Annotated in this window: 28 protein-coding genes; 1 reads left to right on the top strand and 27 read right to left on the bottom strand. The window is 47.6% G+C overall.

Translation table 11 applies throughout. From position 1 onward, the window contains the following. Positions 1-27: 27 nt before the first annotated feature. The 9 genes from KNO90_RS10685 to KNO90_RS10645 form a co-directional block, all read right to left on the bottom strand. The gene (locus KNO90_RS10685) at positions 28-699 is read right to left on the bottom strand and encodes a DUF3600 domain-containing protein (protein ID WP_215113562.1); all 672 of its coding nucleotides are present in this window, start codon (positions 697-699) and stop codon (positions 28-30) included. Then, entirely contained in the window at positions 689-1,210 is a 522-nt protein-coding gene (locus tag KNO90_RS10680) for a sigma-70 family RNA polymerase sigma factor (protein ID WP_214742457.1), read from the bottom strand. The genes KNO90_RS10685 and KNO90_RS10680 overlap by 11 nt, the downstream gene beginning before the upstream one ends. 97 nt (positions 1,211-1,307) lie before the next feature. Next, positions 1,308-1,805 (bottom strand): peptide-methionine (S)-S-oxide reductase, encoded by a 498-nt coding sequence (locus KNO90_RS10675; protein WP_215113685.1) that lies wholly within the window; start codon positions 1,803-1,805, stop codon positions 1,308-1,310. Positions 1,806-1,810: 5 nt separating this feature from the next. Next, a complete protein-coding gene (locus KNO90_RS10670) occupies positions 1,811-2,746 on the bottom strand; it encodes a hypothetical protein (RefSeq protein WP_215113561.1) in 936 nt (311 codons plus the stop codon). A gap of 21 nt (positions 2,747-2,767) precedes the next feature. Further along, positions 2,768-4,219: an MBOAT family O-acyltransferase gene (locus KNO90_RS10665; RefSeq protein ID WP_215113560.1), complete on the bottom strand. Its 1,452-nt coding sequence runs from the start codon at positions 4,217-4,219 to the stop codon at positions 2,768-2,770. A 49-nt stretch (positions 4,220-4,268) separates the two neighbouring features. Beyond that, positions 4,269-5,675 carry an AMP-binding protein gene (locus KNO90_RS10660; protein ID WP_215113559.1) on the bottom strand — a complete coding sequence of 469 codons (1,407 nt, stop codon included), beginning with the start codon at positions 5,673-5,675 and terminating at the stop codon, positions 4,269-4,271. Continuing rightward, the gene (locus KNO90_RS10655; RefSeq protein WP_015880247.1) at positions 5,672-5,917 is read right to left on the bottom strand and encodes an acyl carrier protein; all 246 of its coding nucleotides are present in this window, start codon (positions 5,915-5,917) and stop codon (positions 5,672-5,674) included. The genes KNO90_RS10660 and KNO90_RS10655 overlap by 4 nt, the downstream gene beginning before the upstream one ends. A gap of 172 nt (positions 5,918-6,089) precedes the next feature. Further along, positions 6,090-6,644 carry a GNAT family N-acetyltransferase gene (locus KNO90_RS10650; RefSeq protein ID WP_215113558.1) on the bottom strand — a complete coding sequence of 185 codons (555 nt, stop codon included), beginning with the start codon at positions 6,642-6,644 and terminating at the stop codon, positions 6,090-6,092. A gap of 90 nt (positions 6,645-6,734) precedes the next feature. Next, the gene (locus tag KNO90_RS10645; protein ID WP_215113557.1) at positions 6,735-7,277 is read right to left on the bottom strand and encodes a TetR/AcrR family transcriptional regulator; all 543 of its coding nucleotides are present in this window, start codon (positions 7,275-7,277) and stop codon (positions 6,735-6,737) included. Between the two features lie 175 nt (positions 7,278-7,452). Between KNO90_RS10645 and KNO90_RS10640 the strand changes: the two genes are divergently transcribed. After that, positions 7,453-8,031, top strand: coding sequence for an NAD(P)H-dependent oxidoreductase (locus tag KNO90_RS10640; RefSeq protein ID WP_215113556.1), 579 nt, complete (start codon positions 7,453-7,455; stop codon positions 8,029-8,031). 213 nt (positions 8,032-8,244) lie between these two features. On the opposite strand, the gene rlmH is transcribed toward KNO90_RS10640, so the two are convergent. From rlmH to KNO90_RS10550, 18 genes are all read right to left on the bottom strand, one after another. Next, on the bottom strand, positions 8,245-8,724 hold the full coding sequence (gene rlmH / locus KNO90_RS10635) for a 23S rRNA (pseudouridine(1915)-N(3))-methyltransferase RlmH (RefSeq protein WP_074034007.1): 480 nt from the start codon (positions 8,722-8,724) through the stop codon (positions 8,245-8,247). An 83-nt stretch (positions 8,725-8,807) separates the two neighbouring features. Further along, positions 8,808-8,969 (bottom strand): CxxH/CxxC protein, encoded by a 162-nt coding sequence (locus tag KNO90_RS10630; RefSeq protein WP_215113555.1) that lies wholly within the window; start codon positions 8,967-8,969, stop codon positions 8,808-8,810. Between the two features lie 37 nt (positions 8,970-9,006). Beyond that, complete coding sequence (locus tag KNO90_RS10625; protein ID WP_215113554.1) at positions 9,007-10,266, bottom strand: S1C family serine protease; 1,260 nt, start codon at positions 10,264-10,266, stop codon at positions 9,007-9,009. A gap of 51 nt (positions 10,267-10,317) precedes the next feature. Continuing rightward, a complete protein-coding gene (locus KNO90_RS10620; protein ID WP_214778712.1) occupies positions 10,318-11,109 on the bottom strand; it encodes an MBL fold metallo-hydrolase in 792 nt (263 codons plus the stop codon). Positions 11,110-11,122: 13 nt separating this feature from the next. Further along, the gene (locus KNO90_RS10615; RefSeq protein WP_214778714.1) at positions 11,123-11,947 is read right to left on the bottom strand and encodes a two-component system regulatory protein YycI; all 825 of its coding nucleotides are present in this window, start codon (positions 11,945-11,947) and stop codon (positions 11,123-11,125) included. Next, entirely contained in the window at positions 11,934-13,316 is a 1,383-nt protein-coding gene (gene yycH / locus KNO90_RS10610; RefSeq protein WP_215113553.1) for a two-component system activity regulator YycH, read from the bottom strand. The genes KNO90_RS10615 and yycH overlap by 14 nt, the downstream gene beginning before the upstream one ends. After that, a complete protein-coding gene (gene walK, locus KNO90_RS10605) occupies positions 13,316-15,157 on the bottom strand; it encodes a cell wall metabolism sensor histidine kinase WalK (RefSeq protein ID WP_214742442.1) in 1,842 nt (613 codons plus the stop codon). Before walK ends, yycH begins: the two co-directional genes overlap by 1 nt. Positions 15,158-15,160: 3 nt before the next feature. Next, on the bottom strand, positions 15,161-15,871 hold the full coding sequence (gene yycF / locus KNO90_RS10600; RefSeq protein WP_214742441.1) for a response regulator YycF: 711 nt from the start codon (positions 15,869-15,871) through the stop codon (positions 15,161-15,163). A 120-nt stretch (positions 15,872-15,991) separates the two neighbouring features. After that, the gene (locus tag KNO90_RS10595) at positions 15,992-17,281 is read right to left on the bottom strand and encodes an adenylosuccinate synthase (protein WP_215113552.1); all 1,290 of its coding nucleotides are present in this window, start codon (positions 17,279-17,281) and stop codon (positions 15,992-15,994) included. 157 nt (positions 17,282-17,438) lie between these two features. After that, positions 17,439-18,791: a replicative DNA helicase gene (dnaB, locus tag KNO90_RS10590; RefSeq protein ID WP_026824725.1), complete on the bottom strand. Its 1,353-nt coding sequence runs from the start codon at positions 18,789-18,791 to the stop codon at positions 17,439-17,441. Positions 18,792-18,808: 17 nt separating this feature from the next. Next, entirely contained in the window at positions 18,809-19,252 is a 444-nt protein-coding gene (gene rplI / locus KNO90_RS10585) for a 50S ribosomal protein L9 (RefSeq protein ID WP_214742439.1), read from the bottom strand. Then, positions 19,249-21,240 (bottom strand): DHH family phosphoesterase, encoded by a 1,992-nt coding sequence (locus tag KNO90_RS10580; RefSeq protein WP_214742438.1) that lies wholly within the window; start codon positions 21,238-21,240, stop codon positions 19,249-19,251. The genes rplI and KNO90_RS10580 overlap by 4 nt, the downstream gene beginning before the upstream one ends. A gap of 151 nt (positions 21,241-21,391) precedes the next feature. After that, positions 21,392-21,622, bottom strand: a complete 231-nt coding sequence (rpsR, locus tag KNO90_RS10575; protein ID WP_015880232.1) for a 30S ribosomal protein S18 — start codon at positions 21,620-21,622, stop codon at positions 21,392-21,394. 43 nt (positions 21,623-21,665) lie between these two features. Continuing rightward, on the bottom strand, positions 21,666-22,181 hold the full coding sequence (ssb, locus tag KNO90_RS10570; protein WP_214742437.1) for a single-stranded DNA-binding protein: 516 nt from the start codon (positions 22,179-22,181) through the stop codon (positions 21,666-21,668). 37 nt (positions 22,182-22,218) lie between these two features. Continuing rightward, on the bottom strand, positions 22,219-22,506 hold the full coding sequence (gene rpsF, locus KNO90_RS10565) for a 30S ribosomal protein S6 (RefSeq protein ID WP_015880230.1): 288 nt from the start codon (positions 22,504-22,506) through the stop codon (positions 22,219-22,221). 130 nt (positions 22,507-22,636) lie between these two features. After that, positions 22,637-23,737: a redox-regulated ATPase YchF gene (gene ychF / locus KNO90_RS10560; protein ID WP_214742436.1), complete on the bottom strand. Its 1,101-nt coding sequence runs from the start codon at positions 23,735-23,737 to the stop codon at positions 22,637-22,639. A gap of 153 nt (positions 23,738-23,890) precedes the next feature. Next, on the bottom strand, positions 23,891-24,094 hold the full coding sequence (locus KNO90_RS10555) for a DUF951 domain-containing protein (protein ID WP_214742435.1): 204 nt from the start codon (positions 24,092-24,094) through the stop codon (positions 23,891-23,893). Next, complete coding sequence (locus tag KNO90_RS10550) at positions 24,084-25,025, bottom strand: mechanosensitive ion channel family protein (RefSeq protein WP_214742434.1); 942 nt, start codon at positions 25,023-25,025, stop codon at positions 24,084-24,086. Before KNO90_RS10550 ends, KNO90_RS10555 begins: the two co-directional genes overlap by 11 nt. Positions 25,026-25,179 lie beyond the last annotated feature (154 nt).

Genomic DNA, 25,179 nt, shown 5'->3' with positions numbered 1-25,179 from the left:
ATATTTTCCCATTCTTATGAACCTTCACTAGTTTTGTTGTTGCTTCCGATCGACCTCTCGAATAATCGCGATTGCCTCTTCATAAGACTGTCGCAACTCATCCGGCATGTCTTCGACGTACTCACCAGCACGTACTCGAATCGACTCTTCTTGCATGAGCGCTTCGATATATGCGTCATATTCTTCAGCCGTCAACACATCACGTGCAGCAGGCTGATCGTTCAATTGATCGAAGTATGGTTGAAGATCAAAGAGTGCTTGCTTCACTTCCAATCGTTCCGCCTTCGGAATCGCTTCATAATCAACATTCCCGTTCGCATTTCCATAGGCGATTCGCGTATCCGTGAAGACACTCAAACCTTGCTTGAACTCTTTATATTCTGCCTCATCCAATACTCCTTTCGCCTGATTCAATTTAGCATCCAGTAACAAATATTTCTCTAAAGTGGCGCTGACGATATGTACTTTCATCTCGTCAAAAGAACCATACAACTCATCCGCCAAGAGGGATTGATAGGCGAAGGCACCTGTCGGAATCAGGAGTGCCGTCGCAATTCCGACCGTCATCAACCGTCGACGGATAAATCCTGGTTCCCGGCGCATTTCTTGTTTCGCTCGCCTCACACCTTGTCGGCTGCGTTCACGCAGTTCACTTGGAATTTCGATGTCCGCCAACATCCGTTTCATCTCACGATCCATAGCAATCGGCCTCCTTCCATTCTCGTCTCAATTTATCGACAGCTCGATATAAAGTTGTCTTCACCGTCCCAATCGGCCATTCCAATAAATCTGAGATTTGTTGAAACGTGTAGTCCTGATAATATTTCAACACGACCACACTGCGTTCGTCCTCATGAAGGGAATCCATCATGTCGGCGAGTGTCATCGTTATCGCGTAATCTGTTTCCGTACTTCCGATTGACTCTTCAAACTCCGGCTTTAAATGAATCACATTTTGCCTCTTCTTCATGACATCGAGCGCACAGTTGATGGCAATTTTCATCAGCCACGTCTTCAAAAATTGCGGTTCCCGTAACGTTCCGATTTTTTTAAAGGCTTGATAGGCGACTTCTTGTACCACGTCGAGCGCATCATCCGGATTTTTGACGTACACATAGGCCATCCGATATAGGTCGGTCTCGTAATGCTGAAAAATCTTTAAGAAAGCTTGATCATTACCTCGTTGCGCTTTCTGAATGAGACGTTTCATCGAACGTCCCCCCTTTTCGTTTTTTTCCCTTACACTCATTAGACATGAAACTCATCCATTTAGCTTTACTCATTTGGGAAAAAATGAAAAAAGCATCTCAGAAGAGACGCTTTGATGATGAAACGGTCTGATATTTCGTTAACAAGTCTTTCGGGATGTGACAATAATCGTCCGGGCAACGTGTCAGACGGTCCTGATGTTCGTCCGCACTTCGCACATAGTTCGTGAGCGGCTTGACTTCAACAGCAATCCGCTTCGCATCCGAGCGTCGATCAATGAACCCCTGCGCCTCCATCAAGTGCCGGGGCTCCTCACTGTAGACGCCCGTCCGATACTTCTCGCCGACATCGATTCCTTGTTGATTGATACTGTATGGGTCGATGATTTCAAATAAGTAGTGCATCAAATCCTCGACCGTCACTACGTCTGGATCGAACGTCGTTTTGACACATTCGGCATACCCGTCATATTCCCCATCCAACGTATCCGTCGTCCCATTCGCTCGACCTGCTTCGGTCGAGAGGACGCCGGGTAATGTCTTCACAAATTCTTGAACACCCCATAGGCATCCGCCCGCTAAATAGATTGTTTCGATTGGAATCACTCCCGTTCCATATTATCATCTTCATCTTGAATATACCCCAATCGCTTCAAATCTTCATAAACAAGCGTAGACAATAACTTCCGCCCGTCCCCATTCAAATGGTCCGGGTTATGGAAGAAGGATTGTTTGTGAATGAACCGTTCGTCCCCCATGTAGTTGAGGAATGGGACATCGATATCCAATTTTTCTAAATGCTGAAACACGAGGCGTTCCATGACGTCTTCATCAAAATACGTATGATATGAGGCATGGACCGGCTCCATCGCCAAGACGACGCGATAGCCTTGCTTCTTGCAATAATCGATGATGTCTTGTAAATATGCCATATTCTCTTCAATCTCGTGATTGTTCACGGCATTCTCGTATTGGGCGGCGACTTCCTCATACTTACGCTCGGAATAGTTCAGCCCCCCATTCTCCCATGGCTTATGCGCATCGAAGCGAAAATCTCGGATTTCCCGGGAAATGGCGGCGTAGGCACTCCCACTGTTCAATGCAGGGAAGCGTTCGTGTGTATAGTAGTTGAACCAACTGACCGACTCCAAGTCTTCCCGTTCCAAGACGCGATAATAGTTTTCTTTCCGACCGACGTTCGAATTGCTGAAGGTAATTTGAGATAAGGACACAATCACGACCCCACCTGGCTTCAGATGTTCATCGTATTCTTTCAACATCTTCAAGTCATATTCGATCGGCTGACTCGGTAACGCCAAATCGAGATGCGACAATCCAAGCGACTTGAATGAATACCCGTACATCGCATGGGACGTTCCCAAATTGATGATGTCGACAGGGTGAGGATTTTCCTTGAAGGCAAGGACAGCTCGGTTATTATTATATTCCCACGACTCTTTCACGAACTCGTTGACGGGAATGAAGATTGCGATGATGACGAGTAATACGATACCTATTTTGATTCCTAAACGCTTCATGCTAATTCCTTTCCATCCATCTTAGAACCCACCGTATACAAATCCTTGGCTCGACACGCCAAATAAGAACGCTGAGATAATCAAGAACAAGTTGATGGCCACGCTCGTCACGGCAGACTGACGTGCCATCCAATCCCAAGCCGAACCTCTCGTCCGTTCAATATGTTGGAACAGATGAACGACGACAAAGACGACGAGGAAGATGATCAAATCGAGCAATGAGAACATTTGAATCGCCTGCATCATGCCTGACGGTGCCCATGACGAAGGTGTCACGTACAGTTTGGCATGCGAGAACGCCTCTGCCATCGAATGCGATTGGAAGAAGACGCGTGAGAAACAGACGAGCTGGAACGTGATGGCGATTTTCCACCATCGATGCAGTGTCGGCACGCGGTCAAATCCGACCCATGACGCCATTTTTTCACGCTGCTGTTTCGTATGATCACCGAACACGCGATAGATTCCATGAATGAGTCCCCATAAGACAAAGTTCCATGCGGCTCCGTGCCAAATCCCACTAACTAAAAATGTCGCAAGGATGGCACCATATATCTGTTCGCGTTTCTTCTTTCCTTTTGCGAGCGGCATGAAGATATAATCCCGTAGCCACATCGAAAGCGTGATATGCCAGCGGTTCCAGAAGTCGGCGATTGATACGGCGAAGTGCGGCTGCTTGAAGTTTTCCGATAAGCGAATCCCGAGTAAGCGTGCACAGCCGATGGCGATGTCACTGCATGCCGAGAAGTCCGCGAACAGTTGAATCGAGAACAACATCGTTGCGAGCACAATCTCCGAACCGGTCGGGTCCGGGCTAGTGAATACACTCGCGACAATCGGGGCCAACCGATCGGCAATCAATGTCTTCTTGAAGAACCCCCAAATGATGCGCTGGATGCCATAGCTGATGTTGTCGTAGTCGAGATGTTGCTCCGTCTTCAGTTGTGGAAGCAGCTTTTTCGCCCGCTCAATCGGACCCGCCACAAGTTGCGGGAAGAAGGCGAAATAAACCGAGAAATAACCGTAATGACGCTCTGCTTTTTGCTTCCCTCGCGAGACGTCCACGACATAACTGATGGCTTGGAACGTATAAAACGAGATGGCCAACGGCAACACGATTTCTTTATACGGGACGTCATAATCAAATCCGCTCCATGTAGCAAATGAACGGAGCGAATCATTGACGAAATTAAAATATTTGAACCAGCCGAGGAAGAAGACGAGCACCGAGACACCGACCCACATGAGCCGTTTTTTCTGCTCCTTCTTCTCCTGCTTCTCAATCAGAATTCCAATCACATAGGTGAAAGCGGTACTGATCAGCAGGAGCGGTATGAATTGAACGCTCAACGTGGCGTAAAAGACATAGCTCGCCAACAAAAGGAGCACCCAACGGTACCGATGTGGAACCATATAGTACGCTCCAACGATGAGGGTTAAAAATAAGAGAAATTCAATCGAAATAAAAGTCATATTTACCACCTGATGTTATGAAACTTGACGATGTACCGATTCCTGACAATCAGGTGTTCACAAGTTCTCGCTTCGGCAATGCAGCATAACGAATCTTCCCGAACGCATTCCGCGGAATCTCGTCAATCTGCATCACCCGCACACCTTTCACCTTGATTTGTTCTTTGATGATTTTTTGAATGCGTGCGACGTCATCTTGTAACGTATACACGTATAGCTGGTCGTCTTCCCCGGCACAGACGCAATCATGTCCATGCTCTCGAAGGAACGCCTCGACTTCATCTAAGCTGATTCGGCTGCCATACAGTTTGATCATGCGCTTGATTCGGCCGACGATGAAGAAATATCCATCCTCGTCGCGATACGCCATGTCACCCGTACGCAAGACGCCTTGATTGTCATCACCTTTTGAAAGGTCCGCTAACGAGGTCGCATACCCAAACGACACGTTGTCGCCTTGATACACCAATTCGCCTGTCACGTTTGCCTCTTTGATGTCATTTCCGGATTCGTCACGCAACGTGAGCGATCCGCCAGGGATGGCAATTCCGATGCTACCGGCTTTTTTCGCATGCATCCGATCTGGTAAATACGACATCCGGGCCGTCGCCTCCGTCTGACCGTACATGATGAAAAATTGAATCCCTTTCTCTGCACATACTGTTGCGAAGTGCTGCGCAAGTGCCGGGTCCAACTTGCCACCGGCTTGCGTCAACTTCTTCAGACTTGGGAGATCATACGTCTCAAACTTCAATCGTTTCAACATCTCATAATGAAACGGGACCCCACCAAACGTCGTCGCCTGCTCGGCACGACACAGCTCCCAAAACTCCTTTTGAACGATCGAGCGGTCTGTCAGGATGAGGGTCGCTCCTTTCAACAGATGACTGTTGATGATGGAGAGTCCATACGAATAGTTCATCGGAAGGGTCGTGATTGGTTTATCCGTTTGATCGATGTCGAGATAGTCGATGATCGATGTGGCGTTAGCTGATAGATTGTTATACGTGAGACGCACCAATTTCGGACTTCCGGTACTCCCTGATGTCGTCAACAGAAGGGCAAGCTCCTCATGAAGTTGGTGGCGAACCAATGTTTCGGTTTCAAATAAGGCGTAGCCACCATAGCCATAGAAGGCATCCAACGAGTTCGCCAAATCCTCCCTTGTCTCCGGAGCCCAGACGTGAGTCGGTTGATACCGTTCTATCAACTTCTGTAATTGTTCCACTGGAATATCTGCATCGAGCAAGACCGGGACGACCCGTCCACGGAGAAAGCCGATATATCCGAAGAGCGACTCGACTCGGTTGGCACATAAACAGAAGACGAGTGACCGTTCGCCGACCTCCTGACAAATCGAGTCCCCGACTTCCAGCATCTCTCTATAGGAATAAGAGCGGTCCGCATAGACCGCCTCACGATCCGCATACTGCTCGAGTGTTTGAAAAAGCGTCATGATTGAATATCCACACCGAGACGTTGCAACAACGCAATACCAGACTGATACGAATGGAACTCTGTCATTTCATCCGAGTCGATATAGACGTCAAACGCATCCTCGATTTCGGCGATGAGGGTCATATGTCCAATCGAATCCCACTCCGTTGATTCCCCAAGCTTCATCTCTTCAAGGACCACATCATCCTCTAGTTCCAATCCATTTCGAAATGCCATGTTATATGCTTCAAGCGTGCTCATTGTATTCATCCTTTCACGTTCACTCAAACTTATTCGATTCCATCTATTCTTATTGACTGATAATGATAATCATTTGCCTTGTGATTCTATCACAATTTTTCGAAATCCTCAATTCTTCATAGGAGATAAAGCTTGAAGTTGAGCGATTTTTTGTATGAAAAAGACCACATCGTTATGATGCAGTCTCAGGAGATGATAAAACATATTCGAGTTGTAAGTCGAGTGGTTCTGCCTCGTAGACTTCTGGCACGATTTCTTCGGCTAACGTACATCCCATCACTTCATAGAAATGATACGTATCAATAGCCGGATTCGCCCCGATGTATAGTTTTTTCGCACCTCGTTCGATTGCCGCCTGACAGACACGTTCAAATAATAGCTTTCCGATTCCCTGGCCTCGGCAAGGACGACTCACATGAATGAAGCCCAGATTCAAATACTGTCCTTCCGTTCCGAGCAGGTGTCCATCCAGTCCGGCAAAGCCAAGTAACGTTTCACCATTTCGGAATGCAACAACAACGCCGCCACGGTCGATGTAGTAGTTGAGAATCTCGATGACCTGTTTCTTTTTCGCATCGTCCCATTCATCAATATAGTGCTCGTCTTTTTGATAAAGCTCACCATTTGAATCCACGGCATAGATGCGATGCGTTTCCTGAAAACGTTCAAAGGTTGTTAGAAAATCGGGAGCGATTTGATTTATTAGAAGACTGATAGTGTAGTTCATAAAACTCTCCAATTATTTTGATCAGTTGTATAAGAAACCGAATATGCGACTTCATTACCTACTTCGATTCCAAGCAAACTAAAAAAAAGTTCACCGAATGAATTCTTTAAAAATGTCACTTAATTCTTGTGGTGTTTCTTTCATACCGGTCTTCATCCACCTTTTCACAATACTTGCTAATGAATCTGCGTATACTGCATTCGCATATGCTTCCGCTTTTTCAGATACATTACAATTCTCATAAATTTGAAAATCTGTACAAAGTAAATCAAAATGTTCCTCAAAGCGATTCAAAAGCGGAAGTAAATCATTTCCCTTTAAGAGATTCAAGAATTCGAGGTTGTCACTCCATATCTCAAAATACAATGTATCGAAATCAAGTGGTCCTTGTTTCACTTCTGTTGATGCAAGTTGAATCCTCTGTCTAAATATTTGATACATGTGATAGGTTAGTACATCCTCTTTCGTATCAAAGTGAGCATAAAATGTATTTCGCGCCAATCCCGCAGTTTTAGTAAGTTCTGATATGGTGATACTCGTAAAGTTCGTTCGACGCATTAATTCCAACATAGTATCCACTAAAAGATTGATTGATCTTATAGAATTCGTATTTATTGGTTTTTGTTTTAGCATAAGTACTCCTTAATTTGTACAAAATGAGAGTTTTGTATGAATACCTCTATACTTATTGACGCAATGTCTACACTAACATTATATTGCAGGTATATTATTTGAGCAATTGTTCAAATAAAAGCATGTGCTCAAATTAAAGGTTATTCAAATTCCAAATATAGCAGGAGGGTTACCGATGAAAGCAACGATCATTCTTGCTCATCCATGGCATGGTAGTTTCAATAAATCTATTATGGATACAACAATTGAACAATTAGTCCGCAGGAAAAAAGATTATCAAATCATTGACCTAAATAGAGATCAATTCAATCCTGTATTAAGTGAATCTGATTTATCTCTTTATTCGAAAGGTCAATCCCGAGATCCCTTAGTGAACCAATATCAGAAGATGCTAAGCGACAGTGATGAATTAGTTTTTATCTTCCCTGTTTGGTGGTTTGATGTTCCAGCTATTTTAAAAGGTTTTTTTGACAAGGTCATGTTGAAAAACTTTGCCTATGTAGAGGAATCTACTGGATTGAAAGGATTACTAACTCATATTAAAAAAACCACTGTCATTTCCACTTCGGAAGTGCCCACGTGGTATTTAAAATTTTTGGCCGGGAATCCCATTGAAGGGACTCTTATTCGTAGAACATTAAAAGGGATTGGACTTAAAAATGTGAACTGGTTGAATAGTCCGTTTACGAGTAGTGGGAAAGATCATCGAAGAAAAAGATTTTTAGATAGAGTAGCGAAGCGTATTTCAGTGTAATCTACAGTGCACTACCAAACTTTTGTGATTCATCATATATCATCCATGACCTCAAATCTATTTGTCATCAACCGAAAGGACAACATAAATTTGAGGTCCAAATTAGATGATTTTCATGAATAGTCACGTTCTTCGCTTTTGTCAAATTCATTTGCTTCACGTAAATAACAAAGAGAAGAGAGTTCGTTAATATCTATACCTCAGAAATAACGTTTATTTGTGATACGGCTCATTCCGATTGATTCGATACGCCCGATAAATCTGCTCACACAACACGAGTTTCATGAGTTGGTGGGGGAACGTCATCTTCGAGAACGAAATCGTATCATCAGCTCGTTTCATCACATCGTCCGACAGACCGAGCGATCCTCCGATGACGAAGGCGATTTTACTCTTTCCATACGTCGCGAGTTGATCGAGTTCACGAGCGAACTCTTCACTCGTCCGCTGCTTTCCTTGAATCGCTAAGGCGATGACGTGCGTATCTGGGGATATCTTCGCCAAAATACGCTCGCCTTCCTTTTGTTTTACTAGTAACATATCTGCCTCACTCAAATGCTCGGGTGCTTTTTCGTCTGAGACCTCGATTTCCTGCACTTTTGCATAGGCGGAAAGCCGTTTTGTATACTCGGCAATTCCTTGTTTTAAATATTTTTCTTTCAGTTTGCCGACCGTGATAATTGAAATATTCATCCAATTCTTCCTTTTTCCACAGTTTTTTTGGAGTTATCCATAGGGTTATCCACAGAGTTATCCACAAATCCACATGTTGATAATTAGTTTTTGCTTGACACAATATATGTTGCGTCCGCTTCACAGAACTCACATGTCACATGTTCACTTGTGGATAATTCCTCTAGCAACGGGTATTCACCTGTTTCATCCACAATGATGTCTAAAGCGATTTCAACATGTTCCTTGCATACTGTTTTTTCCACAATTTTTCCTCCTTAAAAAAGAAGCGTCGCCGCTTCTTTATGTTGCTTCAGTTAATGTCGCCTCGGTTTTTCTCGCTTCCCCGCGACGTAAATACTCAATGGTAATCGTATCACCGACCGTCGCATCACGATAGAGTGCATCGCGTAAATCGACGTAACGTTTGATCTCTCGATCTCCGATTTGTGTGATGATATCGCCAACACGTAGTCCTGCTTCTTCGGCCGGACTACCTGGTGTCACTTCTTCGACGAAGACACCGTCTTCCTGGTCGAAGGAGATACCGTATTCTTCCCGGATATTACCGGGTACGGCGATGACTTCTTGAATCGTGACCCCGAGCTGGGCCCGTGTCACCTTGCCGTCGCGTTCTAACATGTCAATGACCGGTAGCGCCACGTTGACGGGAATGGAGAATCCGACCCCTTCTACGCTCGCCTCGGCGATTTTCATCGAGTTGATTCCGACGAGTTCTCCCCGAATGTTGATGAGGGCACCGCCTGAATTTCCCGGGTTGATGGCCGCATCCGTCTGAATGACTTCCGCGTTATAATCCATCAAGCCGTCGCTGTTCGTATCGACCGGCACCGTCCGCTCGACACCACTGACGATACCACGGGTGACCGAGTTTGAGAAGACACCGAGCGGATTTCCGATGGCCATAACGGTCTCCCCGGCTTGAAGGACGGTAGAGTCGCCAAGTACGATCGGCTTCGCTTCGATATTTTTCGGTAACTCGACTTCGGCGACCGCCAAGTCATTGAGCGGGTCTTCGCCTAAAATGGTTGCCGAGGCGATTTGGCCATCGGAGAAGGCAATGTTGACCTCGTCTGCTTCTTCGATGACATGGAAGTTCGTGACGATATAGGCCGTGTTTCCTTCTACTTTATAGATGACGCCAGAGCCCGCACCCGCCTCCCATTGCGAGTCCGAGGTGAACGCTCGCTGGATATTGGTGATGCTGACGACGGACGTCTTCGCACCGAGTACAGCCGTTGTGACGTCCGATTCGGTGACGGTGACGGCCTGTTCGGTCCGTGTCAGTTCATTCGTCACAAAACGAGAGGTCGGCGAATCCCAGAGCATCACGATGACAAAAAACAAAGCCGCTCCTAAGAATCCGCCAACCCCTCCGAGTAACAACGGTTTTATATTAGGTCTCGGCTTATGGCGTACGTGCTCCTCTTGCTTCGGTCGCCATTCGCTCCGAGACGGGTACGTCGATTTTTCTTCTGTTGATTCGTGTACTTCAGGTTCGACGTCTTGAGGTTCATACTCATGGTGTCTCTCTTCGTTCACGACGCGTCCCCCCTTCAAGACAGTGTGATACCTGTCTTTTCCCAAGTTTTCTTATAAAGAAACGAGTGAAGTGGGGATTGTCGGGTCCGTGTCGCACAATTTGATTCGACCTAAGTCGACGTCTCGCATGCCGAGTGTTTGCGAGACGCTCATCTGTGCGAGCTCCTTCATGTTGTTGTCCTTACTCAAATGGGCCAAATAGATTCGTTTCGTGCGGTCTCCGATGACCTCACTCATCGCGATGGCCGCATCTTCGTTCGAGACGTGGCCATAATCGCCAAGAATCCGTCGTTTGACGCTCCATGGATAACGCCCCATCTGTAGCATCGAGACGTCATGATTCGACTCAAAGATGAAGTCGTCTGCTCCACGGATGACCCCTTTCATCCGGTCCGAGACATAACCCGTATCGGTGATATGGGCCAAACGTTTTCCGTCATGGGCAAACTGATAAAACATCGGGTCTGCCGCATCATGGCTCACGTTGAACGTCTCGATTTCAATATCACCGAACTGTTTCACGTCGCCCACTTCGATTTGAAACTTCAAAGCAGGGTCGATTTTTCCAATCAGTGATTCCATCGCTGCCCATGTCTTCGCATTCGCATAAATCGGTAAATTATACTTTCGTGCTAGTATCCCGACACCTTTGATGTGGTCGGAGTGCTCATGGGTGACGAGCAGTGCGTCGATCCCATCAAACGACCGACCGATGGCTTCGATGCGCTGTTGCATCGCTTTTCCGGTCAATCCGGCATCGACGAGCAGCTTCGTCCGTTCCGTCTCGATATAGAGGGCGTTTCCGGTCGATCCGCTCGCTAACACACTATACTGTAAACTCACACCATCACTCCTTTCATTCTTTCGTTTCAAACTCGACACGTTCGACGGTTCCGTCGATGGCGTTCACAAAATACACATGGTCATCAATCGCGATGGACCAAAGTGGTGGCATGATAATCAAACTGCCTGAGCTGTCGAGCGGTAAGCTATAAAACCCGGTGTTGATGGCCCGCATCTCTTGGTTCGGTTGGAAATACTTCCGGGACGCGAGTTGAGAGATGGCTTCACTGGCTGTCAGCACGAGGTCGTCTTGTGTTTTCGACGAGAGATTTTTTAAATGACGCTGTTTATAATCCGTCACTTCAAACGCTTCGTTCAACTGAATGAGGATGAGGGACGGGCCGATATACATTTCCGTGTCCCCCTCGACCTCTGGAGTCGAGAAAATTTTGTTGTCCTCGAACGTTTGGACGAACGCGATTTGTCTCGTCGCCTCATCGTATCGCCAATACGCATACTCATTCCCGAATGGAACGTATTCTGCCACAAACGTTGAAGCGGTCGTCCGTAAATCTTTCGCATCGAGCGGGACCGGCTGTTTCAACTCGACTTCGAGCTGCATGTTGTCGAGCGTCGTCGCCAGTTGCGCATCCCGATTTTTGGTGATCATCGCAGCCGACATTTCTTCAGACGATCCCGTCAAATATCCGATATCCCGACCCATCCGTGGCAATTTTGCCGGATCGACATTCCTTTGGTCTAAAATCTGCGTAATGGAGGTATTATCATTCGTCACGACCTCGGTCGCCCATGTTTCCGTCAACAATTGGAATAACAGATAGATGTTCAAGGCGAGGAAGGCGAAGATTAAAATCGTTTTCGCTTTACTCCAGTCCACGATACATCATCCTTTCTGTCCAACCGTCTTTTTGATTGAATGGCACCCAACGTCCTGCCTCACGTACGAACCAGTTCGGCGAGAACGTCACATAGCGGCTCGTGTCCTCGTTATATTCGATTTCATAACCGATTCGAATCTCGGTCACGTTCTCAAAACGTCCGGAATTGATGAGCGTACCGAGCACTTCATCCGCATCGGCCAACTGTGTCGTGCCGACCGTGATCAAACGATCAATCTCCAAGTGGTGACGCGTAATGGAACGGACTTGCGCGCCATCGTTTTCCACACGAAGTGTGGATAAGTCGATTGCATCATTGTTGATAAACGCTTCACGCTGACTAAAGACGGGGTATCCTTTCACGTGAAAACGGAATACGGTCGTTTCAAACCCTTTATTGGCTGGCGTGATGGCATCGAATCGAAGAGATAATCCTTGATTCTCAGATGCATCATCGACCCATCCCCCGTGGAAGTTTACAAATTCCACAATCGAATCCAATCCGAGTGCCGTATCGCGCTCGGTGCTGTTACGTGATAAGTTCCGATAGCGACTGGCGTTCAGTTTCGCATCATATTCTGCCACGCTGACACCATTCGTCAATGCACCGACCGAGCTCGCCGGGTCGACTTCTTGGACGTTCGGGTCGCCCGGGAAGAACGTGTCTCGCATCCAATCGAGACGCGCATCGATTTGAATCGACGATACGTCGTATGCGAACAACTCATTCATCTCAGGTCCGACGACTGGGATGTAATTCACACGTTCATCGGTATATGTCACCCGTTTCATCGTCCGACTCGAATTTTTTAGGAAAAGACTGTTCACATCGCCGTTTCCGACTTTCGTCAATTTCCCTTCCCAAATCGATTGGTCGCTCATGATGGCACGGATATTAAACGCATTTTCATCCATATAAATCAGAATTCGCTGTGGGATTTTCCCGGACAGGCTGTACGTCCCGGGAAGCATGTAGCTAAGCGTGTCCGCATAGTAAGCCTCCGGTAAAATCAGCTCGAGCCCTTCGTTGATATTCGAATAGAAGCTCGGAATGTTTTTTGTGGCGAGTGGTTTGAACTCGCTCGCTTCGAACGAGTCTCGAATGACACGCATCAGTTGCTTTGGTGTATTTTTCGATGCAAAGACGGCATTGTTGTCATGCACGACCGCCTGGGTCGGGATGATGACCTGATTTGCCCGACGCTGTAGTGACTCATCCACCGTCGTCAATTGCGTCTCCGATTGGACGGCCTGATAGGTAGGATGATAATCCCACAAGATGATGGTTTGAACAATCGACGTGACGATTAACGTGAGCAAAATGAACGACTTCCACAGTTCCGGCTTTGCAATCGTAAACCGCTTCATCAATCATTCACCTCCACAATCGTATCGAACGGAATCGTGAAGTAAATCGTCGTACCGCGACCAAATTCACTCTCTGCCCAGATGTCGCCACCGTGAGCGGATACGACTTCCTTCGCAATCGATAGACCAAGTCCGGTTCCACCAATATTACGTGCCCGTGCCTTATCGACACGATAGAAGCGTTCGAAAATTTTCTTCAAGTTCGACTTCGGAATCCCGACCCCTTCATCCTTGATACCGATGACGAGGCGTTTCGCCCGAAGCATCGTCCGGAACGTAATCGTTCCGCCTTCTGGGGAGAACTTGATGGCGTTCGTGATGATGTTGTCGATGACCTGGGTCATCTTATCTTGATCGGCATGCACGTAGACGCGACGCTTCATCAGTTTACGACGGAATTGGATGGCGTCCCCTTTCGTCATCTCGTGACGATCGATGATATCGTTAAAGAACTGTACAAAGTCGAACTTCACTTTCTGCATCTTATATTCTTTACTGTCCATCTTCGAGAGTTGCAACAAGTCGTTGACGAGGCGAATCATCCGCTCCGTCTCGTTTTGTGTCGTCTCTAAGAAGCGTGGTGCCAACTCATCGTCCTGATAAGCTCCTTCGGCGAGAACCTCCAAATAGCTTCGCATCGTCGTGAGTGGTGTGCGCAACTCGTGACTGACGTTCGCGACGAACTCACGGCGGTCTTGTTCGACCTGTTCTTGCTCCGTGACGTCGTGTAAGACGACGATGAGACCTGTGATCGGCCCACTATGTTTTTGAATCGGCGAGAAGTAGGCACGGACGAGGAACAACTCTTCATCCGTACTGAGGTCAATCAGCTTCGTCGGCATCGTCCCGTCTTCCGGAATGACGATTTCCTCTTCGAATGCGAGGAGACTTTGTAAGTTCATCCCCATCGCCTCTTCTTCAGCGACCCCGATCATGTCGCGCGCCTGGTCATTCATCAAAATGACGCGTAACGAACGATCGGTTGCGACCACACCGTCCGACATGTTCTCCAGGACACTCGTCAAACGACGGCGCTCCGCCTCCGTCGTCGCGTTCGCTTCCATCAACTCGTCCGTTAATTCGTTGAACGCATAAGCGAGTTGACCGACCTCGTCATCCGAATACACTTTAACCTTCCGCGAGAAATTCCCTTTCCGCATCTCGACGGCCTGTCTCCGCATATCGGCAATCGGTCGCGTAATCGTGCGTGACAAGAGAATTCCGAGGAACGAGGTGATGATGAGCGCAATCAACGTTCCCGTTGCGAGGATACGTGTCACTTGCTCCATCTGATTGTAAATAGACTTCATCGACGCCTCGATATAGATCATCCCGGTCGTCGTTCCATCGACTTCCGATTTAATCGGAACGGCAACGACACGCATCCGGTCATTTGAGTCTTCATAGACAAGCGTTTCTTGTGCCCCACCTGTCGCGAATGACTTCTGAATGAACGTGCTCGCCGTCCGTTGTCCGACGAGACTTTGATTGTTTTGGTTTGAGGTCGCCCGTACGACACTATTCGTGTCGATGATTTGGACTTCTCGAATGTCGTCAGCTAGCGTCGTGCTCTCTGTAAAATCAGACAGCAGCTGATCCATTAACTGGTTCAACTGCTGATCCGTAGTCGAGTCACTCCCGTTCGCGGCGATCCCCTCACTGACGTTATAGCTCAGTAGGTTCGCCCGGTCGACGAGTGACTGCGAGAAGTTGTTGATGTATTGCCGTTCCAAAGAACGCACAAAGTACACGCCGATGACTTGCATCGCAACGAGAATGAGCAGCGCATAGATGACGACGAGCTTCCACTGGATTGATTTAAAGAAGTTCGTCCGTTTCATCGTTTAATCTTCTTCTCCTGCCTTCAAATAATACCCGACGCCGCGACGTGTGATGATGTACGTCGGTGTCGATGGGTTATCCTCTACTTTTTCACGAAGACGACGTACGGTAACATCCACGGTACGTACATCACCGAAGTAATCATAGCCCCACACCGTCTGAAGCAAGTGTTCACGTGTCATCACTTGTCCGATGTTTTGCGCGAGGTAATGAATCAATTCGAACTCGCGATGCGTCAATTCGATTTTTTCATCCCGTTTCGTCACCATGTACGAGTCCGGATGAATCGTCAAGTCGCCGATCACGATATCGTTCGCGTTCGCCCCCTTCGACTCTTGTGCCGGTGCCGTCGCATGACGTCGCATGTTCGCTTTGACACGCGCCAACAACTCGCGTGAGCTGAACGGTTTCGTGACGTAGTCGTCCGCCCCAAGTTCTAGTCCGAGCACCTTGTCGATCTCGGAATCTTTCGCCGTCAACATAATGATCGGCATATCATACTTCTTTCGTACCTCGCGACATACTTCCATGCCATCCTTGAGCGGAAGCATGATGTCGAGCAAGATGAGATCGGGTTGAATCTCTTCTACTTTCACGAGCGCGTCTTCGCCGTCGTAGGCGACATGCACCTGGTATCCTTCTTTTTCAAGTTTAAACTTCAATATATCTGCGATTGGTTGTTCGTCATCTACCACTAAAATCGTACGATCCATTCAGTGAGTCCTCCTCTTATCATTAAACGTACATGCCTACATTGTAACTCTTTTTATACAGCTTAGAAAGCGTGGTCCATTTCCACGGAAATGAAAAAGGGAGCCCGATGGCTCCCTTTCTTATGCTTCGTAAATATCACGCAAGATAACCGTCTGTTCACGAGCCGGTCCGACCGAGAACGTCAACAATTCGATTCCTGTCAATTCCTCGATGCGACGCACGTAACGCTGTGCGTTTTCTGGAAGGTCGTCGAAGTTACGGACGCCCGTAATGTCTTCTGTCCAACCAGGAAGTTCTTCATATACCGGTACACACTTCTCAAGGACGCGGAAGTTCGGCGGATATTCGTCGAGATGCTTTCCTTCATACTCATATGATGTACAAATCTTGAGCGTCTCAAGACCCGTCAATACATCGATGGAGTTGAGGCAAAGGTCTGTGATCCCGCTGACACGACGTGAGTGACGAACGACGACCGAGTCGAACCAGCCGACACGACGTGGACGACCTGTTGTCGTTCCGTATTCTTTCCCGACTTCACGGATTGTATGACCGATCTCGTCATCGAGTTGTGTTGGGAATGGACCGTCACCGACGCGTGATGTATATGCCTTACAGACACCGACCACGTGATGAATCTTCGATGGACCGATTCCGGCACCACTTGATACGCCACCTGACGCTGCGTTCGATGATGTGACGAACGGGTACGTTCCGTGGTCGATATCGAGAAGGACACCTTGCGCCCCTTCAAAGAGAACTTTCTTCTCTTCATCGAGTGAATCGTTCAAGACGACCGATGTATCACACACGTATTTCGCAAACTGTTGGCCATACGCGTAGTACTCTTCGAAAATGTCATCAAATTCGACTGGGTCGACCTCGTACATTTTCACGAACATGCGGTTTTTCAATTCGAGCACAGTCTTCAATTTCTCTGAAAAGACTTCTTTGTCGAGAAGGTCGGCGATGCGAATCCCGATGCGTGCCGCTTTGTCCATATAGGCTGGACCGATCCCTTTCAGAGTCGTCCCGACTTTCGCGTCACCTTTCGCCTCTTCCTCAAGACGGTCTTGAAGCTGGTGATACGGCAAGATGATATGGGCACGGTTCGAAATCCGAAGGTTATCCGTGCTCACACCGCGTTCGTGTAAGTAAGCGAGTTCTGTCACGAGTGATTTCGGGTTGACGACCATCCCGTTCCCGATGACACACGTTTTATCCGAGTAGAAGATCCCAGACGGAATGAGGTGAAGTTTATATTTCGTATCATTGAAGACGATCGTGTGACCAGCGTTGTCTCCCCCTTGATAACGCGCGACGACTTCGGCTTGTTTCGATAAGAAATCGGTGATTTTCCCTTTCCCTTCATCGCCCCACTGCGTTCCCACTACGACTACTGATGACATAATGAATCCTCCTTATTAATCAACGTTCTGTTCAAACCATCCGTAAGTGTACACTTGAAAAGCAAGAAAGTCAATCGAATACCGAACGTTTTATATAAGATGTAACTATTCGTTCGTTATTTTACCTATACCTATATAAAAAAAGACACCACCGACGTTACATCGGTGGTGCGAAGGCTTGCGTCTCCATATTGACGAACTTGTTATACTCTTTCCGGAAGGAGAGCTTGACCGTACCGGTCGGACCGTTACGTTGTTTCGCAATGATGATTTCAATCGTGTTGGCGTCTTCACTCTCTTTATCGTAATAGTCATCACGATAGAGGAAGGCGACGATATCGGCATCTTGCTCAATGGCTCCCGATTCACGGATATCCGACATCATCGGTCGCTTGTCTTGACGACTCTCGACTCCACGAGAGAGCTGCGACAAGGCGATGACAGGTACTTGTAGTTCCCGCGCAATCGCTTTGAGTGTACGTGAGATCTCTGATACTTCCTGTTGCCGGTTCTCGCCTGGTTTTCCGTTCCCGACGATGAGCTGCAAGTAGTCAATCATGATCATTCCGAGACCATATTCCTGTTTCAAGCGACGACACTTCGCCCGAATCTCATTGACCCGAAGACCCGGCGTATCGTCGATATAGATGCCCGCTTGCGAGAGCGACGACATCGCAAGGGAAAGACGACCCCAGTCCTCTGCTTCTAGGCGACCCGTCCGTAGGCGCTGGGCATCGATGTTTCCTTCCGCACACAACATACGCATGACGAGTTGCTCGGCCCCCATCTCCAAACTGAAGATGGCGACGTTCTCGCCTGTACGGACCGCGACGTTTTGCGAGATGTTCAAGGCGAACGCGGTCTTCCCGACAGATGGACGGGCGGCCACGATAATTAAATCGTTTCGTTGGAAACCGGCCGTCATCTTATCCAAATCCGTGAATCCGGTCGCAATCCCGGTGATTTCACCGCTCGATTGATGCAGCTTTTCAATCGTTGAGTATGCATCGGATAGGACGGAACCGATCGGGTGGAAACTCGATTGCCCTTTTCGTTGCGATACTTTTAAAATGTTTCGTTCGGCATCAGACAAAACGGAATCGACCTCGTCTTGACGCTCATACCCATCCGAGACAATGTTTGTTGCCGTTCGAATCAATCGGCGAAGTGCCGCCTTTTGATCGACGACGTTCAAGTAATAACCGATGTTGCCGATGGCCGGGACGGATTCCGCGACCTCTGCCAAATAGTTGAGGCCGCCAATCTCGTCTAAAATCCCTTGCGCCTGCAATTCAGAGCTAAGCGTGACCAAGTCGACCAGTTCACCCCGGTCATTGATTTTTAACATCGCTTCAAAGATGCGCTGGTGGCTGACACGATAAAAGTCGTCCGGGTCGACCCGTTCCGAGGCCGTAATCAATCGATCCGAATCGAGGATGATTGCCCCTAAGACGGCTTGCTCCGCTTCCACACTATGCGGTGGTGTATTGACTTGAATCGCATCACTCATCCGTCTCTACCTCACCTTCAAGCTTCTTGTACATGTACGTTCAACGTCGCGACGACGTCATGGTGCAACTTCACAGGTACTTTTGTGAAACCGAGCGCCTTGATTGGGTGCTCGAGTTCAATTTTACGCTTATCGATTTTGTAGCCCATTGTTTTAAGGGCATCCGCGATTTGTTTGCTTGTGACCGAACCGAACACGCGACCACCTTCACCGGCTTTTGTCGTGACGGCGATCGTCTCTTTTTCAAGTTTCGCTTTCAGTTGTTGTGCTTCTTTCAACTCTTCTTCTGCAGCCTCTTCGGCACGACGTTCTTTCGCCGCGAACGCTTTTAGGTTTCCAGGTGTCGCTTCAACCGCCAAGTTTTTCTTGAACAAGACGTTTTTCGCGTAAGCGTCTGCCACGTTCTTCACTTCTCCAGCTTTCCCTTGACCTTTTACATCTACTTTCAAAATGACTTTCATTCTGATTCCTCTCCTTCAGTTTCATCTGTTACATAATGATCGATTGCCTCTTTCAGCATGGCATTCGCTTGTTCACGACTCACTTCAAGTTGCGTGGCCGCATTCGTCAAATGACCACCACCATCGAGCATTTCCATGATGACCTGGACATTGACATCACCGAGCGACCTCGCGCTGATTCCCGTGCGTCCGTCCGGTAAGATCGCGATGACGAACGACGCTTTGACGCCTTCCATATTCAGCAACTGGTCCGCGGACTGCGCAATCAGCACTTGGTGATGTGCCTCGTCGTCAGAAGCGACGGCAATCGCCATACCACCTGCATAAATTTCGGTGTTTCTTAAAATCTGCGACTGCTCGATATAAGCATCGAGGTCCTGACGCATAAAGTGTTGTACGAGAACCGTATCAGCACCTTGAATTCGTAAGAACGATGCCGCATCAAACGTACGAGAGCCCGTACGGAGTGTGAAGCCTTTCGTATCGACCATGATTCCAGCCAAGAGTGACGTCGCCTCTAAAATCGACAGTTTACGGCTCCCTGCTTGATATTCGATTAACTCCGTCACGAGTTCACTCGTCGACGAAGCATACGGTTCCATATACACGAGGACCGGGTCTTCAATGAACTCTTCGCCGCGACGGTGATGGTCAATCACGACGACGCGTTCTGACCGGTACAAAATATCTTTCGAAATGACGAGTGACGGGCGGTGTGTATCGACAACGACGAGAAGTGTCTGTTCGTCGATGAGCGGTTGCGCCTCGTACTCGGTCAAAAATTGACTGTATAGCGAGTCATCGTTCTCCACTTCCTGAACGAGTCGCTGAATACCAACACTTGTCTCACCGGACGGGACGACGACGTATGCTTCACGTCCCACAAACTCGGCCAATTTCATAATCCCGATGGAAGCCCCGAGCGAATCCATATCTGGATTTTTATGTCCCATGACAAGGACACGGCTCGATTCCCGAATCAGATCGCGCATCGAGTTCGAGATGACACGCGCTCGGACACGCGTCCGTTTCTCTGTCGGGTTTGTCTTCCCTCCAAAGAAGCGAACTTTTCCGTTATGGCGTTTGACGACGGCCTGGTCACCACCACGGCCGAGACCTAAATCGAGGCTCGACTGCGATAGATTGCCTAACTCCGTCAACGTCGTCTCCCCGCATCCGATACCGATGGATAGCGTCAATGGAATTCTCTGTTCCTTCGTCGCGTCACGTACTTCATCTAAAATCGAGAAGCGATTGTTTTCAAGTTCCGACAACGTCCGCTCATTCATGACGAGGAAGAAGCGGTCCGCCGCTGTACGACGCATATAGATGTGATGTCGCTGTGCCCATTGGTTGAGAAGCACCGTCACACGACGATTGACCTCGCTTCGGACTTGTTCATCCACTGCAGTCGACATCTCATCGTAGTTATCCAGATACAAAATACCGATGACTGTCTGCGTTTGAGCATATTTTTGCTCCATCTCTGCTTCTTCAGTCATGTCAAATAAATATAATGTTTGATGTGCTTGATTATAAAAGACACGATAGACGCGGTCGCCCACTTCAATCGTAGCCTCATCCTCTTCCTCTTCAATCAGTTCATCGAATGCGGAATGAAGGGCGTCAAGTGGTACACCAATCGCCATCTCAAGTTCAAAAATCAATCGCGATTGTTCGTTATACCAACTGATGCGTCGATCTTGGTCAAAGACTAAAATTCCGATCGGCATCGTCGTCAACGCTTCTTTTCCGACCTCTTCGATTTGATGAGAGAGTGAGAGGACATACTGTTCCCAATTTTTACGCTCCCGTCGCAACGTTACTTGCTGATAGATGAAAAAAATCAGCGTGCCCATAAACAGGGTGATTGCCGCCACGATGCTATAGAACGCCAATCCTAACGAAACAAGGAATCCAATTACATAGGGAACCATGTGTCGCGCGTATTGGTTCTTCACGGATGTTATTGCTTCACCACTGTGCATGTATGCCTCCTAAAATGAGTAATGTTCACCCATGGAATCGTAAAGGTTTCTGCTCTATCATACCATATCCGTTGGTTTCACTTACACACTTACAAACAAGATGAAATACAAAAAAACGACTTATCCAAAAGGATAAGCCGTTCGTCAAACCTTACTCTGCAACGTATGGAAGCAAAGCCATTTGACGTGAACGCTTGATAGCGACAGTAAGTGGACGTTGGTATTTCGCTGAAGTACCAGTCACACGACGTGGAAGAATTTTACCACGCTCCGAAACGAAGCGTTTGAGCAATTCTACGTCTTTATAATCGATATGAGTGATGTTGTTCGACGTAAAGAAACATACTTTACGACGACGACGACCTCCTGGACGACGTGCCATGTGAAGACCTCCTTTATAAGTTAGTTTTTATTGTCCGTGATGATTAGAATGGCAAATCATCATCTGACAAGTCGATTTTGCCGCCACCCGAGAACGGATCTGCATCAAAACCTTTATTTGAAGACTGGTTTGAGGACTGAGATGAAGTCGAAGCGGCTCCTGCGCCCCATCCTGATCCACTTGATTCACCACCACCGAAGACATCTCCAGACGGTGCTTGCTCACGTTGCCCTGAGGCTCCGCGTGGTTCGAGGAAGCGTACGCTATCGGCAACTACTTCTGCCCGGTAACGACGTTGGCCATCTTGTCCTTCGTAACTACTGATTTGAAGGCGACCGTCAACGCCGGCCATGCTGCCCTTTTTCAAGTATTGTGCTACGTTCTCTGCTTGTTTGCGCCAAACGACACAATCAATAAAGTCCGTCTCGCGCTTCCCATCTTGTCCAGCGAATGGACGATCGCAAGCGAGAGTAAGGCGTGTTACGGCGATTCCGCTCTGCGTATAACGCATTTCGGGATCGCGAGTCAATCGACCAACTAACACAACTCGGTTAATCATCTCCAAGCTCCCCTTTCACGATACGAAACGTTAAGGATTAACGCTCGTCTTTTGTTGTCATTTGACGGACAACGTCGTCAGAGATCTTCATGAGACGCTCTGTTTCTAAGATCGCTTTAGGTTCAGCAACGATGTTAAGAAGAACGTAGTGTCCTTCGCGCATCTTGTTGATTTCATAAGCGAAACGACGTTTACCCATGTCTGTTGTTTTTTCAACAGTACCACCGTTTTCAGTGATGACGTTGTTGAAGCGCTCGATTAAAGCTTTCTTCGCTTCCTCATCAACTGATGGACGGATAATGTAAAGAAGTTCGTATTTACGCATTATCTTTCACCTCCTCTTGGACTAACGGCCCCTACCGGTTGTAGGAGCAAGGAGCAAACAATTGTTTTACTCACGTCATAATATACTATCAAACTTCCCTGACTTTTACAACACGTTTCCGTAAATCAACTTATACGTTGAAGCGGAATGTGACAACGTCGCCATCTTGGAAGACGTATTCTTTTCCTTCTGAACGAAGTTTTCCTTGTTCTTTCACGGTCGTCATGTTGCCTGCTGCCGAAAGGTCCTCATAAGACACGACTTCAGCACGGATGAACCCACGTTCGAAATCAGAGTGGATGACACCGGCACATTGTGGTGCTTTCATCCCTTGTTTGAACGTCCATGCGCGTACTTCTTTCTCACCCGCTGTGAAATATGTCGCGAGACCGAGTGTCGAATACGCTGCACGAATCAATTGATCAAGTCCTGACTCTTCGATACCGAGGTCTTGTAAGAATTCGAGACGTTCTTCCGGTTCAAGCTCAGCGATTTCTTCTTCGATGCGTGCACAGATGACGATCACTTGCGCTCCTTCTGTTGCCGCATGGTCACGTACCGCTTGGACGTGTTCGTTCGCATCCGCGTCTGCTACTTCTTCTTCACTGACGTTTGCCACGTACAACATCGGCTTCATCGTCAATAGTTGGAAGTGCTTCACGATTGCCAATTGGTCTTCCGTGAGCTCTGCAACACGGGCAGGACGCTCTTCTTCTAAGACGGCTTGTACGATTTCAAGTGCCTCAAGTTCTTGTGCAGCACCTTTATCTTTTGATTTGACCATTTTTTGAACACGCGTGATGCGTTTTTCAACCAACTCGAGGTCAGCTAAAATCAATTCGAGGTTAATCGTCGTGATGTCATCAATCGGTGAGACGCGACCCGCAACGTGCGTGATGTTCTCGTCTTCAAAACAACGGACGACTTGGCAAATCGCATCCACTTCGCGAATGTTCGCCAAAAATTTGTTTCCGAGTCCTTCACCTTTTGATGCACCTTTTACGATGCCGGCGATATCTGTAAACTCGAATGCTGTTGGCACTGTCTTTTTCGGTTTGACGAGTTCCGTCAATCGATCTAGACGTGCGTCTGGTACTTCTACGACGCCGACGTTCGGGTCGATTGTCGCGAACGGATAGTTGGCCGCTTCGACTCCTGCTTGTGTAATCGCATTAAACAATGTCGATTTCCCGACGTTTGGCAATCCGACAATTCCTGCTGTTAATCCCACTAGTATTTCCTCCTCATCCGGTGTTTCCCGGGAAATGTTAAGCCGTCTGTGGAGTGGGTACATTTAGTACACCACACCGTCACATCCTTCACAATTATAGTTAGTCCACGATTAAACCGCAACTCACGTTCATAACCTAAAGAAAAACGCCGCTTATTCGGCGGCGTTCCCTTGTTCAAGCACTTTCTTAAATCGCTTATCAAAGTCACGGCGTTGCATGAGCACGCTTGCTCCGCAGCCTTGACACTTGATGCGAATATCCATCCCTACACGTGTGATTTGCCAGCGGTTCGTCTTGCAGGCATGTGGTTTTTTCATTTCCACAATATCATTCAACGCATATGATTTACTGTGCATTTTCTGCTTCTCCTCCTTTAGGAGTCGGGGATGGTGGCAACATGACCGTCCGTGGGTACGGAATTTCAATGCCACGTTGGTCGAATCCTGCTTTCAATTCTTTGTGCAGAATGCGTCCGGCAGCAAAGTGTTGCGTCGGTGGGACTTCTGCCATCAAACGATAGACGACTTCTGAAGCTCCGAGTGACTGTACACCAGCAAGGGTAATCGGTTCGATGAAGAGGTCGTGATACTTCGCTTCGACTTCTTTCGCAATCTCTTTGATTGCCGTCTCGACGTGTTCCATATCCTCTTCATATGCGACACCGACATCGACGACCGCTACACTGTTTTCAAGTGAGTAGTTCGTCACTTGCATGATTTGTCCGTTCGGAATGATTGAAATCTGTCCGTTCAGTCCTTTAAGTTTCGTCGTCCGAATTCCAACTTCGATGACGACCCCTTCGACTTGCTGATTCAAACTGACGTAATCCCCATTTTTATACTGATTTTCAAAGATGATGAACGCACCTGTAATGACGTCCTTCACTAAACTTTGTGCACCGAAGGAGATGGCAAGACCTGCTACCCCGGCCGATGCGATTAAACCGGCGATATTTACACCGAATTGTCCAAGAACCGTCAAAACCATAATCAACCCGATCACATACCGGATCGTGTTTTGTGCCAGTTTTAATAACGTTTCATTCTGTCGCTGGGCGACGATATCATGTTCTTTTATTTTACGGAGCGTAAACACGCGTTCGACCATCGTCGTCAAAATGCGTGTCGCGATATATAAACCAAGGATGATGAGCGCCACACCGGCGAGCTTGATCCCTAAACCAATCCACATATCGGTATCTTTAAAGTACTCGACGAATTGGTTTACACTATCGATTGTTTCATCCGCAACCGTGCTTAAATCTTTTTCTGTATTTTGCGAAGCCATCTTTTCACCTCAAAAGTCGTAGATTCTAAATCATCAAAACATATTTCACGACTTTTCTCAAACGCTGCATTCGGAAGTTAGAAATTTTCCACTTTTGGGAAAGGGTTAATACGAGATCAATCCCCCACTGCAACTAGGAATAGGCAGCTTAGAA

Origin of the sequence: Exiguobacterium sp. s63 (genome assembly GCF_018617335.1) — a bacterium.
Taxonomy (GTDB): Bacteria; Bacillota; Bacilli; order Exiguobacteriales; family Exiguobacteriaceae; genus Exiguobacterium.
Note: the sequence above shows the minus strand (reverse complement) of the source record. Positions and strands in the feature narration are given on the sequence as shown.